The 13,876-nt window shown below is 68.1% G+C and carries 13 protein-coding genes and 1 tRNA gene; 9 read left to right on the top strand and 5 right to left on the bottom strand.

Going from position 1 to position 13,876, the window contains the following annotated elements; translation table 11 throughout:
• The first annotated feature begins 107 nt into the window (after positions 1-107).
• Both DMB37_RS09205 and DMB37_RS09200 read left to right on the top strand, forming a co-directional pair.
• Complete coding sequence (locus DMB37_RS09205; RefSeq protein ID WP_135232332.1) at positions 108-497, top strand: DUF4345 domain-containing protein; 390 nt, start codon at positions 108-110, stop codon at positions 495-497.
• Positions 498-951: 454 nt separating this feature from the next.
• Positions 952-1,734, top strand: coding sequence for a hypothetical protein (locus DMB37_RS09200; RefSeq protein ID WP_240772315.1), 783 nt, complete (start codon positions 952-954; stop codon positions 1,732-1,734).
• Between the two features lie 69 nt (positions 1,735-1,803).
• Here DMB37_RS09200 and DMB37_RS09195 read toward each other — a convergent pair whose 3' ends face one another.
• Complete coding sequence (locus tag DMB37_RS09195) at positions 1,804-2,472, bottom strand: metal-dependent transcriptional regulator (protein WP_135237450.1); 669 nt, start codon at positions 2,470-2,472, stop codon at positions 1,804-1,806.
• 240 nt (positions 2,473-2,712) lie between these two features.
• Here DMB37_RS09195 and DMB37_RS09190 point away from each other — a divergent pair, with 240 nt between their 5' ends.
• From DMB37_RS09190 to DMB37_RS09175, 4 genes are all read left to right on the top strand, one after another.
• Positions 2,713-3,684 (top strand): bifunctional riboflavin kinase/FAD synthetase, encoded by a 972-nt coding sequence (locus tag DMB37_RS09190; protein WP_135232331.1) that lies wholly within the window; start codon positions 2,713-2,715, stop codon positions 3,682-3,684.
• Positions 3,685-3,844: 160 nt separating this feature from the next.
• The gene (rpsO, locus tag DMB37_RS09185) at positions 3,845-4,114 is read left to right on the top strand and encodes a 30S ribosomal protein S15 (protein WP_014986888.1); all 270 of its coding nucleotides are present in this window, start codon (positions 3,845-3,847) and stop codon (positions 4,112-4,114) included.
• A 375-nt stretch (positions 4,115-4,489) separates the two neighbouring features.
• Complete coding sequence (locus DMB37_RS09180) at positions 4,490-6,769, top strand: polyribonucleotide nucleotidyltransferase (protein ID WP_107658272.1); 2,280 nt, start codon at positions 4,490-4,492, stop codon at positions 6,767-6,769.
• 86 nt (positions 6,770-6,855) lie between these two features.
• Positions 6,856-8,151, top strand: coding sequence for a pitrilysin family protein (locus DMB37_RS09175; protein WP_240772314.1), 1,296 nt, complete (start codon positions 6,856-6,858; stop codon positions 8,149-8,151).
• A 171-nt stretch (positions 8,152-8,322) separates the two neighbouring features.
• Here DMB37_RS09175 and DMB37_RS09170 read toward each other — a convergent pair whose 3' ends face one another.
• Complete coding sequence (locus DMB37_RS09170; protein WP_135232330.1) at positions 8,323-8,652, bottom strand: helix-turn-helix transcriptional regulator; 330 nt, start codon at positions 8,650-8,652, stop codon at positions 8,323-8,325.
• 93 nt (positions 8,653-8,745) lie between these two features.
• Here DMB37_RS09170 and DMB37_RS09165 point away from each other — a divergent pair, with 93 nt between their 5' ends.
• Both DMB37_RS09165 and DMB37_RS09160 read left to right on the top strand, forming a co-directional pair.
• Positions 8,746-9,963, top strand: coding sequence for an MFS transporter (locus DMB37_RS09165; protein ID WP_135232329.1), 1,218 nt, complete (start codon positions 8,746-8,748; stop codon positions 9,961-9,963).
• A 73-nt stretch (positions 9,964-10,036) separates the two neighbouring features.
• Positions 10,037-10,108, top strand: a tRNA-Gly gene (locus tag DMB37_RS09160).
• A 76-nt stretch (positions 10,109-10,184) separates the two neighbouring features.
• Here DMB37_RS09160 and DMB37_RS09155 read toward each other — a convergent pair.
• Entirely contained in the window at positions 10,185-11,117 is a 933-nt protein-coding gene (locus tag DMB37_RS09155; protein WP_135232328.1) for an FAD-dependent oxidoreductase, read from the bottom strand.
• A gap of 96 nt (positions 11,118-11,213) precedes the next feature.
• Complete coding sequence (locus DMB37_RS09150; protein WP_135232327.1) at positions 11,214-12,416, bottom strand: saccharopine dehydrogenase family protein; 1,203 nt, start codon at positions 12,414-12,416, stop codon at positions 11,214-11,216.
• A 56-nt stretch (positions 12,417-12,472) separates the two neighbouring features.
• Between DMB37_RS09150 and DMB37_RS09145 the strand changes: the two genes are divergently transcribed.
• Positions 12,473-12,928, top strand: coding sequence for a hypothetical protein (locus DMB37_RS09145; RefSeq protein WP_135232326.1), 456 nt, complete (start codon positions 12,473-12,475; stop codon positions 12,926-12,928).
• Here the strand turns inward: DMB37_RS09145 and DMB37_RS09140 are convergent.
• The gene (locus DMB37_RS09140; RefSeq protein WP_135232325.1) at positions 12,885-13,772 is read right to left on the bottom strand and encodes a PaaX family transcriptional regulator C-terminal domain-containing protein; all 888 of its coding nucleotides are present in this window, start codon (positions 13,770-13,772) and stop codon (positions 12,885-12,887) included. The two genes, DMB37_RS09145 and DMB37_RS09140, sit on opposite strands and share 44 nt — an antisense overlap.
• Positions 13,773-13,876 lie beyond the last annotated feature (104 nt).

The following is a 13,876-nucleotide window of genomic DNA, read 5'->3' as shown; positions in this document are numbered from 1 at the left end:
GTCTACTAGGCGTCGTAGGGTCTCTTAGTAGACAGTCATCTACTAGCGGATGGCTGGCGGAACTCACTGCGCACCAGCGGTATTCGCACACCTCCGGGGAGAAACACATGGCTGCAATACTCAAATGGCTATCCATGGTGATGGGAGTCGCCTGCGTGGCGATCGGCTTCCTCCACATCGCACTCGGCAACGACGCAGTCCCCGACATGGGTGATTCGGGCGTCACCGCCGACAGTCAGAGCCGCTTCTTCGGCGCGATCTTCGTCGGCTACGGCGCGGCCTGGATCTGGGCGGCCCGCGAATCCCCGATCCCGTCGACCGTGATCCGCTGGCTGGCCGGCATCTTCCTGCTCGGCGCCGTCGGCCGCGCCGTCTCCGTGGCCGTCTACGGCTGGCCGCACTGGTTCCAGATCGTCCTCACCGCCATCGAAGTAGTCCTGCCGCCGATCTTCTGGTGGTTGGCCACCTCCGACGAAAACCGCACCCGCACAACCTGATCCGCGCCCACGTACACCTGATCGAACCCGGCAGCAGCGCCGCTCCCGTCGAACGGGACTGGAGTCTTGCTCGTGGCCGCCGGGCTGGTCGTGCTCCCGCTCTGAGCTTCGGCTGTTACGCGAATTCCCTGCTTGCTCGAAGTAACTCACCACAAACGGGCGACGCCCACATCGAACGGCGCTCCACCGCTGTCCGGCGGACTGTGGACCCAAGGACGCTGCCGGCCTGATTCGCCGGATCAAATCCATGGGGCAAGCGCCGCGCACCCTGCACTCGGCGGTGAGTGGCACATGGCTGCGGCAGTGTGCGAGGACGGGTCTCCACTAGGTGCCACTCGATGGACTCGTGGACGATTTCGAATCAAAGAGGGTATGGGGATTTACCTGGGGTAACCATGGCGTGGGTTACGGCGATAGGTCGAGTATCTGATGGCCTGATCGGGAGGTGAGGGCGATGGTTGTCCGCAGAATGGTGCAGCAGGGGTTAGCGGTCATCGCGGTGGCGGTGCTGGCGGCGGGCTGCGGTGGGAATGGTGACGAGCCGTCGACACCGTCGCGGGATCGGTCGACGACCGTGCCTACTGTCACGTCGGTGCCGAACGTACCCACCACCGCACCCACCCAGATCGTGCCGCCGCCGCCCGGCAATCCACCGCAGGGCACCGGCACCGTGGTGATCCGGACGCGAACCCTCTCGGGCACGCCGGTCCCGAACGTGCCGGTCAACCTCAGCTTGATCCAGCCCTGCGACCCGGCGAAGCGCGACATCCCGCTCGGCAGCACCGAAGTGCTCCGCCGAGACGCCGTCACCGACGGCAACGGCGCCGCCACCTTCTCGGTCCCGATCGGCTGCTACCACTTCGGCATGGGCACCCCACCACCCGGCACGACCCCGGTCCCCGAGGGGATGCACAGCCTCTTCCTCGTCCGCGACGGTGAGCTCGCCGCAGGCGAACTGCGCTTCCAGGAACCGAACCTGCCCGCCCCGTGCGCCGCGCAGACGATCGTGCATGACCTCGACGACATCGGCGAGCTCGGCAGCCACAACGCCACCGTCACCGAATGCGACGGCAACTGGGCGATCATCGCCTGGGACGCCCCCGGCGACACCCAGCGCATCGTCCGCCACACCCCCGACGGCTGGGCCACCTACGTCTACTTCCCCCACAACGTCTGCTGGACAAAAGCTTCCGCCGACGGCGTCCCCACCCGCCTGCAGAAGTACTTCAACTGCTGACCGCGCCATCGAACGGGGCATGGTGGCGCGGACGTGTGACCAGCCGCTCCCTGATGTCCCGTTGGACGACTAAGCGGTGAGCCAGATGGCTTCGGCAGCGGGACTGCCGAGGTCGGTGGGTGTTTCGGTGGTGCCGATTCGAATTGCCATGGTGCCGGCGAAGTCTCGGCGTTCCAGCACGGTGATGGTGGTGTCCAGCGCGATGCCGACGGAGTCGAAGTAGCGGAGCATGTCGGGGTCCGAGTCGGAGATACGGGCCACCCGCCCGGACTCGCCCGCGCGGAAGTCGCTGAGCTGACGGGCCGGTGGGGTGGGCACGGCGCCGTCGACCGACGGGATGGGGTCACCGTGCGGATCACGGTCGGGGTAGCCGAGTTTGGCGTCGATGCGCGCCATCAGCAGCTCGGAGACGGCGTGCTCGAGCACCTCGGCTTCGTCGTGCACCTCGTCCCAGCCGTAGCCGAGCTCGTTGACCAGGAACGTCTCGATCAGCCGATGCCTGCGCACCATGGCGATCGCGGCCCGGCGCCCGCCCTCGGTGAGGGTGATCGAACCGTAGCGGGCGTGCTCGACCAGCCCTTGGTCGGCGAGCTTACGCACGGCCTCGGAGACGGTGGACGCGGACACCCCGATGCGCTCGGCGAGCAGCTTGGTCGACACCTTCTCCTGGGACCACTCCTGTGCGGTCCAGATCACCTTGAGATAGTCCTGGGCGACCGAGGAGAGCACCGGCGCGATCGTCGCGGTGCCGCCGGTGGCCGGGGTCGGCGCGGCAGCGTCGGCTAGCTCACGGCGGGTGGCGATGTCTCGTTTACCGGGCACATACCCGAGCTTAAGCACATGCCTGCCGATTGACACAGCTCGCCGCACGGGGAAACTCGGGATTCACCACGCGTACACGCCACCGGAAGCATCGCGTGACCCAGGCACCCGGCTTCGGTCGAACCCCGTTCAGCTGCGCGATATAAGCTGCCGACTGTGCAGAGATGGCGAGGTCTGGACGACGTGCCCGCGGACTGGGGTCGGTGTGTGCTCACGATCGGTGTGTTCGACGGTGTGCACCGCGGTCACGCACAGCTGATCAGCCGAGCTGTGAAATCGGCGGCCGCGCGCGGTGTCCCGGCGGTGCTGATGACGTTCGATCCGCACCCGATGGAAGTGGTGCGCCCCGGCTCGCATCCGGCGCAGCTGACCACGCTGACCCGCCGGGCGGAACTGGCCGAGGAGCTGGGCATCGACGTGTTCTGCGTGATGCCTTTCACGCAAACGTTCATGAAGCTGACCCCGGCGCGCTACGTGCACGACCTGCTGGTCGAGCGGTTGCATGTGGCCGAGGTCGTGGTCGGCGACAACTTCACCTTCGGCAAGAAAGCCGCGGGCACCATCGAGACCATGCGTGAGCTCGGTCGCCGCTGGGGCTTCGAGGTCGACGGCGTCAAGTTGCTCGGTGAGCACGCGGTCACCTTCTCCTCCACCTACATTCGCGCCTGCGTCGACGCGGGCGACATGGCCGCCGCGGCCGAGGCGCTCGGCCGTCCGCACCGGGTCGAGGGGGTGGTGGTGCACGGTGACGGTCGTGGGCGTCAGCTCGGCTTCCCGACCGCGAACGTCGCGCCGCCGATGCACGCCGCGATCCCGGCCGACGGCGTGTACGCAGGCTGGTTCACCGTGCTCGGCCCCGGCCCGACCATCGGCACCGTCACCCCGGGCGAGCGGGCGATGGCCGCCATCTCGGTCGGCACCAACCCCACCTTCTCCGGCCGCGCCCGCACCGTCGAGGCCTACGTGCTCGACGGCGAGGCCGACCTCTACGGCCAGCACGTCGCGGTCGATTTCGTCGATCACGTGCGCGGTCAGCGCAAGTTCAACTCGGTGGACGAACTCATCGAGCACATGCAGCGTGACGTGGAGAAGGCCCGCAAGATCCTCGCCGCCGTGGACGACCGGTAGCCGATTTCAGTGCCCTCGCGGCCGGCGATCACCTAGCCGATTCGGCCCAGCGAATGCGATCCGGTAAGGTAGATCCTTGGGTTTGCTGCGGTCCGCGGTGGCACCCATCCCGGGTAACCGGACATTCGAGCGCGGGACTGAAATAGGGAGTGGATGCCTCATGGCTCTGACCACTGAGCAGAAGTCGGCGATTCTCAAGGAATACGGCCTGCACGAGAAGGACACCGGCTCGCCGGAGGCCCAGATCGCGCTGCTGTCCAAGCGGATCTCCGACCTCACCGAGCACCTGAAGGTGCACAAGCACGATCACCACACCCGGCACGGTCTGCTCGCGCTGATCGGTCGTCGTCGTCGGCTCTCGAAGTACCTGGCCGCCAACGACATCCAGCGCTACCGTTCGCTGATCGAGCGTCTCGGCCTGCGCCGCTGATCGCTCCACACGCCGGCTACCCGAGGTAGCCGGAGACCCGGCCAGCGGGGAGACGTACAATCTCCCCGTTGGCTATTCGTGTATGTGGGCGACCGCTTTGTCATCGGCGGTCCGATACACGACAACATTGCACAGCCGTATGCACCCGCCTGCGTGGCGTCGGTCTTCGGTAGTGGCCTCCCGGCAGGGGATATACCGCCGGCGGGCTTCGATCGATGACCGCCTCCGCGTCGCCGCGATCCAAGGGGATTCGGCCGGGTGTGCGCGCCGCGGCCAGGATGGTTGCCGCGCGTCCGTACCAGGTATGGCTGACGAAGAGTCGGATCGCGCCGTTGGGCGCTCGATCCGGCGAAGACGAGAGGTTGAGAGAAGAGAATGTCCGAAACAACTGAACGCAAGTCCTCGGCCGTAGAGGTCGAGCCCGGTGTGTTCGAGTCCGTCGCGCTGATCGACAACGGCAGCTACGGCACCCGCACCATCCGCTTCGAGACCGGCCGGCTGGCCCGTCAGGCCGCCGGTTCGGTCGTCGCGTACCTGGACGACGAGACCATGCTGCTGTCCGCCACCGCCGCGGGCAAGCACCCGAAAGACCAGTTCGACTTCTTCCCGCTGACGGTCGACGTCGAAGAGCGCATGTACGCCGCGGGCCGCATCCCGGGCTCGTTCTTCCGTCGCGAGGGCCGCCCCTCCACCGACGCGATCCTGACCTGCCGCCTGATCGACCGCCCGCTGCGCCCGTCGTTCGTCGACGGCCTGCGCAACGAGATCCAGGTCGTCGTCACGATCATGAGCCTGGACCCCAACGATCTGTACGACGTGGTGGCGATCAACGCCGCGTCCGCGTCCACCCAGATCGCCGGTCTGCCGTTCTCCGGCCCGGTCGGCGGCGTGCGCGTCGCGCTGATCGACGGCCAGTGGGTCGCGTTCCCGACCGTGGAGCAGCTCGAGGGCGCCGTGTTCGACATGGTCGTCGCGGGCCGCGTGGTCGAGTCCGGTGACGTCGCGATCATGATGGTCGAGGCCGAGGCCACCGACAAGGTCATCGCGCTGATCGAGGGTGGCGCGCAGGCGCCGACCGAGGCCGTGGTGGCCGAGGGCCTCGAGGCCGCCAAGCCGTTCATCGCCCGCCTCTGCAAGGCGCAGGCCGACCTTGCCGAGCTGGCCGCCAAGCCGACCGGCGAGTTCCCGCTGTTCCCGCCGTACGAGACCGATGTCTACGAGGCCGTCGAGGGCACCGCCAAGCGTGAGCTGAGCGAGGCGCTCTCGATCGCCGACAAGCAAGAGCGCGAAGCGAAGATCGACGAGATCAAGCTCGACGTGCTGTCTCGCCTCGGCGATGATTTCGCCGGTCGCGAGAAGGAGCTGGGCGCCGCGTTCCGCTCGGTCACCAAGAAGCTGGTGCGCCAGCGCATCCTGACTGACGGCTTCCGCATCGACGGCCGCGGTCTGGCCGACATCCGCGCGCTGTCGGCCGAGGTCGCCGTGGTGCCGCGGGCGCACGGTTCGGCGCTGTTCGAGCGTGGCGAGACGCAGATCCTCGGCGTCACCACCCTCGACATGGTGAAGATGGCCCAGCAGGTCGACTCGCTCGGCCCGGAGACCAGCAAGCGCTACATGCACCACTACAACTTCCCGCCGTACTCGACCGGTGAGACCGGTCGCGTCGGCTCGCCGAAGCGTCGCGAGATCGGCCACGGCGCGCTGGCGGAGCGGGCACTGATGCCGGTGCTGCCGAGCCAGGAAGAGTTCCCGTACGCCATCCGTCAGGTGTCGGAGGCGTTGTCCTCCAACGGTTCCACCTCGATGGGCTCGGTCTGCGCCTCGACCCTGTCGCTGCTGAACGCCGGTGTGCCGCTCAAGGCGCCGGTCGCCGGCATCGCCATGGGCCTGGTGTCGGACACGGTCAAGAACGACAAGGGCGAGGACGAGGTGCGCTACGTCGCACTGACCGACATCCTCGGCGCCGAGGATGCCTTCGGCGACATGGACTTCAAGGTCGCGGGCACCCGTGACTTCGTCACCGCGCTGCAGCTCGACACCAAGCTCGACGGCATCCCCTCGCAGGTGCTCGCCGGTGCGCTGAGCCAGGCGCACGACGCGCGTACCGCGATCCTCGAGGTCATGGCCGAGGCCATCGACACCCCGGACGAGATGAGCCAGTACGCCCCGCGCGTCACCGCCATCAAGATCCCGGTCGACAAGATCGGCGAGGTGATCGGGCCCAAGGGCAAGGTGATCAACCAGATCACCGAGGAGACCGGCGCCAACATCTCCATCGAGGATGACGGCACGGTCTACGTCGGTGCGACCAGCGGCCCTGCGGCGCAGGCGGCGATCGATCAGATCAACGCCATCGCGAACCCGCAGCTGCCGAAGGTCGGCGAGCGCTTCCTGGGCACGGTCGTCAAGACCACCGCCTTCGGCGCGTTCGTGTCGCTGCTGCCCGGCCGCGACGGCCTGGTGCACATCTCCAAGCTGGGCAACGGCAAGCGCGTCGCCAAGGTCGAAGATGTGGTGAACGTCGGCGACAAGCTGCGCGTCGAGATCGCCGATATCGACAACCGCGGCAAGATTTCGCTGGTGCCGGTCGAGGAGAACGCCGAAGAGCCGGCCGAAGCCGACACCGTTGATGCGGGCGCGGCAGCGACCGAGTAGTACTTGTCTTTGTGACGACGAAGAAGACGACAGCCCCTCTGCTCCGACGCGAGCAGGGGGGTTCGTCACTGGAGCTGCGAGCCAACATGACCGACCCCGGCGTACAGCGCACCGTGCTACCCGGCGGACTGCGCGTGGTGACCGAACATGTGCCGGGCGTGCGCTCGGCCTCGATCGGCGTCTGGGTGGGCGTCGGCTCGCGCGACGAAGGCCCCACCGTCGCCGGTGCGGCCCACTTTCTCGAACACCTGCTGTTCAAGGCGACACCGACGCGAACGGCGCTGGACATCGCGCAGGCGATGGACGCCGTCGGCGGTGAGCTCAACGCGTTCACCGCGAAAGAGCAGACCTGCTACTACGCGCACGTGCTCGACGAGGACCTGCCGCTGGCCGTGGACATGGTCTCCGACGTGGTGCTCAACGGCCTGTGCCGCGCCGAGGACGTCGACCTGGAACGGCAGGTGGTGCTCGAAGAGATCGCCATGCGCGACGACGACCCGGAGGACCTGGTCGGCGACGCGTTCCTGTCCGCGCTGTTCGGTGACCATCCGATCGGGCGGCCGGTGATCGGCTCGATCGAATCCATCGAGTCCATGCACGCCGGGCAGTTGCGCGGTTTCCACCTGCGGCGCTACCGGCCGGACCGGATGGTCGTCGCGGTCGCGGGCAATGTCGAACACGAGCACACGGTGGAGTTGGTGCACCGCGCGTTCGAGAATCGGCTCGATCCGGCGGCCACGCCCGCCAAGCGCCGCGAGGGGCGGTTCCGGCCGGCCGGCGATCCCGAACTGCACTGGAGCCACCGCGACAGCGAGCAGGCGCACCTGGCGTTCGGGGTGCGCGCCTTCGGGCGGCACGAAGGGGAGCGGCGCTGGCCGCTCTCGGTGCTCAACACGGTGGTCGGCGGCGGGCTGAGTTCCCGGCTGTTCCAGCGGATCCGGGAGGAACGCGGGCTGGCGTACTCGGTGTACTCCAGCGTGGACACCTTCGCCGATACCGGCGCGTTCTCGGTGTACATCGGCTGTCAGCCGGAGAATCTCGGCAAGGTCGCCACTCTGGCGCGCGGGGTGCTCGAAGAGGTTGCCGCCAATGGGATCACGGATGCCGAATGCGCCCGGGCCAAGGGTTCGTTGCGGGGTGGGCTGGTGCTGGGGCTGGAGGATTCCGCGTCTCGGATGAACCGGATCGGGCGCAGCGAACTCAGTTACGGCAACCATCGGAGCGTGTCGGAGACGTTGGCGCGGATCGACGCGGTGACCACCGACGAGGTGTCGGCTATCGCCAGCACGCTGCTGGGACGTCCGTTTGCCGCGTCGGTTGCGGGGCCGTACAAGCGCACCCGCGAATTGCCTGCCGCGGTGCGGAGATTGGTCGAAGGCTGACCCGTCGTCGGCTACGGTGCGCCGAGTAGTCGTCGCGGCGACCGTCTCCTACGGAGTCGCCGGGAAGTCGTCGTGTCGAGCCTTCGCCTGCGGGGCTGTCGTCGCACCGACCCGTCGCTGACCACCTGCTGTCCGCCCGTGGCTCGGCGCCCGAACCCGGCGAAGCGGGAGTCAGTCCGTAGTCGCGCGATTGGCGGCTTCGACGACTGCGGACACCACGCCGGGGAGTGCGGTTTCCAGGTCGCGAGCGCGTAGCCGCTGCCAGATCTGACCGTCGACGATCACCCGCTCGATGACCCCTGCCTCGCGCAGGATCTTGAAGTGGTGGGTCGCGGTCGACTTGTTGATCACGTCGTAGAGCTCGTTGCAGCGGACCGCGGTGCCTGCGTTGCTCAGCCGCCGCACCATTTCCAGGCGGATGGGGTCCTGTATCGCGCCGAGCACGGTGGACAGCGCAGCCACCGGTGGGGCCGCGACTGCCGCTTCCTTAGCTTCGGTCATGATCTACCTCACTCCATGGTTTGATGATCGTCATACCAGCTGTAGTGTCGTACGCGGTTCGATCATCATCAAACCTACCGGATCGGAGTTTCGATGACAGCGACAGTGCTGCCCGCCGTCGACGAGCAGACCTCACAGCGCTGGGCCTACGGCCTGGTGCTGGCCGCGGGCGGGGTGGCGCTCGGCGTCTCCGGGGTACCGGCCCCGCTGTACGGCATGTACCAGCAGGAGTGGCACTTCTCGCCGCTGACGACGACCTTCGTGTTCGCCGTGTACGCGTTCGCGGCCCTGGGCGCGGTGCTGGTGTCGGGCAAGATCTCCGACGTGGTCGGCCGCAAGCCGGTGCTGCTCGGTGCTTTCGTGACGATGATCGCCGGACTCGCGGTCTTCCTGCTGGCCGACAATGTCGCGATGCTGTTGGTGGCGCGCGCGTTGCACGGCTTCGCGGTCGGCGCGACGGTGGTCGCCGGTGCGGCGGCCCTGCTGGATCTGCGGCCCAAGCACGGCGCGCGATCCGGTCAGCTCACCGGGGTGGCCTTCAATGTCGGTATGGCCGTGGCGATTCTGGGCTCGGCCCTGCTCGCGCAGTACGCGCCGCACCCGCTGCGCCTGCCGTACGTCGTCATCACCGTCGTCTGCCTGCTCATCGGCATCGGTGTCATCGCGCTGGAGGAACCGCACACCGGCCGCATCCCGGGCCGGATCCGGATCGCGAAACCGTCTGTGCCGCCGGAGATTCGCGGCGACTTCTGGTTCTCCGCGCTCGGCGTGATGGCGGCCTGGTCGGTGCTCGGCGTGCTGCTGTCGCTGTACCCGTCGCTCGCCTCGGCCGAAACCGGCATCCACAACTTGGTTTTCGGCGGCGCGGTGGTCGCGTCGACCGCGCTGGCCGGTGCCACCTCGCAGCTTTTCGCGACCAAGATTCCGGCCCGGCGCGCGGCCATCGGCGGCGACACCGGGATGGCGGTGGCGCTGCTGCTCACCGTGCCCGCCCTGCACACCGGCAACTGGGTCGTGGTGCTGCTGGCCGGTGTCTTGCTCGGCGCCACCTTCGGGCTCGGTTTCGGCGGATCGCTGCGCCACCTGTCCGAGGTTGTGCCGCAACACAAGCGGGGCGAAACCATGTCGGCGTACTACCTGCTCGCCTACACCGCCATGGCGTTGCCGACCATCCTGGCCGGCTGGGCCGCCACCACCTGGAGCCTGAGCGCGGTGTTCCCCTGGTTCGTCGTGGTCGTGTCGCTGGCCTGCCTGACCGCCGCCGGACTCGGCCTGCGCCGCAGACCCGCGGCCGCCGAACAGGCCGCATGATCGCGGATTGGCATTTTCCGCCGCGCATCGGCTAAAGTTCCATCTCGCATCACCGAGTATTCGAGATGCGAACGCGGATGTAGCGCAGTGGTAGCGCATCACCTTGCCAAGGTGAGGGTCGCGGGTTCAAATCCCGTCATCCGCTCTTGTCGAAGCCCCGGTCACTCAGCTGACCGGGGCTTTCTACTTTCCTGACGAGGCTTGCGGGCCTGGCGGCCGGATCAGTCGGCGAGCATCCGCGCGACCTCGCGGGCGCTGCCCCAGGAGAGGCTGACACCCCATCCGTCGTGCCCGTAGTTGTGCACGATCCTGCACTCGCCGACGCGCTCCTCGTCGAGCCTGGCTTCGACGCGACCGGGGCGGAGGCCGACCTCGTGGCCGATCACCTCCGCGGCGGCGAGTTTCGGTTCGACGGCGATGCAGCGGCGCAGGATCTGGTCGGCCACCTCGGGGTCCGGGTCGAGGCTCCACTCGCCGCGTTGGCGCACGCCGCCGAGGATCAGGCGGTCGCCGTGCGGGAAGATTCCGGCCCATTCGGTGGGCGCGCCGAGTTCGACGTAGAAGTCGGTGATGCCAGGGTTGCGGACGATCACGTGCTGCCCGCGGACCGGTTGCATGTCGTCGCCGGTGAGTGCGGCCGCTGCGACGCCGGTGCAGTTCACCACGATGGGGGCGGTGGCCGCGGCCTCGGTGAGAGCGCGCACCGTCCGCTGCTCGACCGTGACGTTCCGCGCCGCCAGCCGACCGGTCAGGTAGCGCAGGTAGCGCGGCAGATCGATCAACGGGGCGGTGCTCCGGAAGCCGATCAGCATGCCGTCGGGCAGCTCGTCGGGGGCGCACATTTCCAGGTCGGCCAGCTCGCCGATCCAGGCGGGCGGTTCGGACCAGAACCGCGAAACCTGAAGTCCGCGTTCGAAGTGCAAGCCCGACGCCGGATCGTCGGCCAGTCGGGAGAACTCGGTGAACGTGACGCGGCTCCACGCCAGATCCCGTGCCGTGGCGCCGGGTCCCCACAACCCGCTCGCCACCGCCGAGGTCGTTCGCTCCGGCGGCAGTTCCGCCCACACCCGAACCCGATGCCCCTCCTCCGCCAGGCACACCGCGGTGGTCAGTCCGATGACTCCGGCCCCCAGTACCAACACATCATTCGCCATGATCGCGACCGTACTCACTAACCAGGACCTGCGGCTCGGAAAGCAGGAACGTGCAGGTGCCAGTGCGGTATTCGGCTGTCCGGCGGCGGTGCGTCGTCACCCGCTGGAAGCGACTGTGGCCGAGGCGAGCGGTGCCTGTTCGATGACGACGCCGCAGGTATATCTGCCGAGGTCGTCGAAGAACCGGTCGGCCTCGAGGATTGCCTCGGGTGGATGTACTCCCGGCCGTATCGCCACACCGTCGACGAGCTGAGAAAGCCCGAGCGCCAACGGGATTCCCGTCGCCTCCGCCATGTTGTCGATCAACGCGGAGCCCATATGAGCCAGGATCGACAGCGGCACACCATCTTTGCTACCGGTGGCGACGGCGAAGAACGGCGGCAGATTCCCCGGTGCGGCGAAGCGCCGGGACCGCGCCATCGAGCGCAGGCCACGCCACAGGGTGGGCGCGGCCAACTCAGCTGCTGCGGTTTCGTTGGTGAGCGCACCCTTGTCGATATCGGTACGCAGCACGTCCAGGAAGGCCGCGGTGCCGGGTGTGACGACCATCAGATTCGCCATGCGTCCGGCCGGATGCAGAGTCCAGTGCAGGGTGACCGGTTCGGGATGGCCGACGGTGTAGGCCGTGCCGATGCGGCCGCCGGGCAGCGTCAACGGCACGGGCTGCAACGGCGGTTCCTGGACCAGCTGTCCCGCCCGGACCACCGTGATCGCCCCGCTGATCTGCTGCATCCAGTGCACGGCCGCCGCGGTCGGCAACCCGTTCGGGCCTGTGAGCTCGAGCCCGTCCGAACTGCCGGCACCGGGCACGTCCACCGGCCAGGCGGTGTAGATGTCCTCGACGCGGTCGAGTTCGCGAGCGGCGCGGGCCGCCAGCAGGTTGCTCACCCCTGGACTCGCGCCGACTCCGACGATCGCGCAGACGCCTGCGGTGCGCGCGTCGGCGTCGTATTCGAGCATCTGCATCGTGGGTTCCCAGTCGTCGCAGATGTCGAGGTAGTGCGTCCCGGTGTCGATCGCCGCCCGCAGCACCGTCAGGCCGAAACGGTAATACGGGCCAACGGTATTGAGCACAACATCGACCTCGCCGAGTGCGTCGTAGAGCGCCGCGCGGTCGGTCACGTCGACCCGGCAGGCCCGCAGTTCGGTGCCTGAACCCGACGACCTGTCGACGACTTCTCGAGCCGCGACCACGTCGCGGTCGGCCACGATGATCTCCTGCACGCCGGGTAGGCCTGCCGCAGTCCGCACCGCCACCGACCCCATCGCTCCCGCGCCGCCCAATGCCAGAACCCGCATGCCCATCCTCCTTCGACTACGCAATATCGTTCATTGCGTCTACGATCGACGGTAACATGAACGATTATGCGACGAGGATGCTGCGCGAGACGCCCATCGGTCCGGTGCGGCGGCTCATCCTGATCGAGGCCGCGGGCGGCATCGCCTTCGCATCGGTCGCGCTGCCGCTCAGTGGGCCCGAGGTCGAGCTCCCGGACTGGATTCAGCTGCTCGGCTCAGGGCTGCTCATCGCGATGTGGTTCTTGACGCTGCACACCTGGCGCGGCCTGATAGCCCCGCGAGCATGGGCAGGCGCGACCGCGCTCCGGCAACAGATCTGCTGCGAGCGCCGCCTGCGCAGAGGTGCGGTGATCTACTCGGCGTTGCTGGTGCTGCTCACGCCGGTGCCGCCGACATGGACGCGATTCTGGTTCGTGACAACCGTGCTGACCGCCGTGGCGTCGGCACTCGCACTGACAGTTTCGATCACTACGAAATACCTGGGGGTGCAGCATGTTCCGCAACGTCGCTGATGACGTCGGCGTAGGCGCGGAAAAGCCGAGGCGGCGTGGACATCTCGGCCGCGAGCAGCAGCGCCCAGCACTCGGCGACCACGCCGCGGGCCTTGGTCCCGGCCCACGGTTGCGGCAGCAACTGCGGCGGCAGCAGCGGATCGGGTTCCGTCGCGCGCGTGAACTCGGCGGCCAGTTCGATGGTGACGGTCAGCAATTCGGTGTCGGACAACTCGGCAGCGCGCAACCGGCGCAGCGTGCGTTGCGCGAAATCCAGGAGTCGGCGCTGGCGCGCGGCGATCTCGTCCAGCGGCCACAGCCGGGCGGCGATGCGGCGCGGTGCCTCGGTCTGCCCCACGCGCAGGTCGGCCGTGGTGAAGGTACTGAGGTGGTCGGTGACGTCGAGCTCGGCGGCGAGCGCGTCCAGATGCGGCTCCCACGCGTTCGGGCTCACGTACAGCCCGCCCTGGATCGGTGCGCCGCCGAGCCGAACGATGCCGTCCCGCATGGCATCTCGGGCCGGCCGAGCGGTCTCGGGAATGGCGAAGGCGACCAGATGCCACCGCGCGTCCCACGCGGCCTCGCCGCGATCCTGCGCGAACATGTAGCGCACGAACTCCACGTCGGGCGCGAGCGCGCTCGCCGTCGCCGCGGTGGCATGCAGGATCGCCTTTCGTCCCCGCCCCTGCTGGGTGAACTGCCCGTCCGCGACCAGGCGGCGCACGCACAACCGGACCTGCTGGTCGGTCATGCCCAGTGCGTTCGCGACCGTGTACAGGGCACCGGCGTCGATGGTGGAGTCTTCGCGGACCATGCTTTCCACCAGGGTTCGCGTCGTCACCTCTACGCTGTGCGTCTCCACCATCCGCCCTCTCGATCCGGTCGATCCTGATGCGCTCAGCATACAAACGATGGTTTTCAGAACGAACAATTGGAGGGGATATGTCCTCGGAAAGGTCGCGTGCCCGG

The organism is Nocardia sp. CS682, from assembly GCF_004634405.1.
GTDB lineage: Bacteria > Actinomycetota > Actinomycetes > Mycobacteriales > Mycobacteriaceae > Nocardia > Nocardia ninae.
The sequence above is the reverse complement of the archived record's forward strand: the minus strand, read 5'-3'. Positions and strand labels throughout refer to the sequence as shown.

What these genes read in the sequence shown, in the direction of transcription:
- DMB37_RS09205 (WP_135232332.1), top strand. Translation starts at nt 108, where the DNA reads ATGGCTGCAATACTCAAATGGCTATCCATGGTGATGGGAGTCGCCTGC.
- DMB37_RS09200 (WP_240772315.1), top strand. Translation starts at nt 952, where the DNA reads ATGGTTGTCCGCAGAATGGTGCAGCAGGGGTTAGCGGTCATCGCGGTG.
- rpsO (WP_014986888.1), top strand. Translation starts at nt 3,845, where the DNA reads ATGGCTCTGACCACTGAGCAGAAGTCGGCGATTCTCAAGGAATACGGC.
- DMB37_RS09180 (WP_107658272.1), top strand. Translation starts at nt 4,490, where the DNA reads ATGTCCGAAACAACTGAACGCAAGTCCTCGGCCGTAGAGGTCGAGCCC.
- DMB37_RS09175 (WP_240772314.1), top strand. Translation starts at nt 6,856, where the DNA reads ATGACCGACCCCGGCGTACAGCGCACCGTGCTACCCGGCGGACTGCGC.
- DMB37_RS09170 (WP_135232330.1), bottom strand. Translation starts at nt 8,652, where the DNA reads ATGACCGAAGCTAAGGAAGCGGCAGTCGCGGCCCCACCGGTGGCTGCG.
- DMB37_RS09165 (WP_135232329.1), top strand. Translation starts at nt 8,746, where the DNA reads ATGACAGCGACAGTGCTGCCCGCCGTCGACGAGCAGACCTCACAGCGC.
- DMB37_RS09155 (WP_135232328.1), bottom strand. Translation starts at nt 11,117, where the DNA reads ATGGCGAATGATGTGTTGGTACTGGGGGCCGGAGTCATCGGACTGACC.
- DMB37_RS09150 (WP_135232327.1), bottom strand. Translation starts at nt 12,416, where the DNA reads ATGCGGGTTCTGGCATTGGGCGGCGCGGGAGCGATGGGGTCGGTGGCG.
- DMB37_RS09145 (WP_135232326.1), top strand. Translation starts at nt 12,473, where the DNA reads ATGAACGATTATGCGACGAGGATGCTGCGCGAGACGCCCATCGGTCCG.
- DMB37_RS09140 (WP_135232325.1), bottom strand. Translation starts at nt 13,772, where the DNA reads ATGGTGGAGACGCACAGCGTAGAGGTGACGACGCGAACCCTGGTGGAA.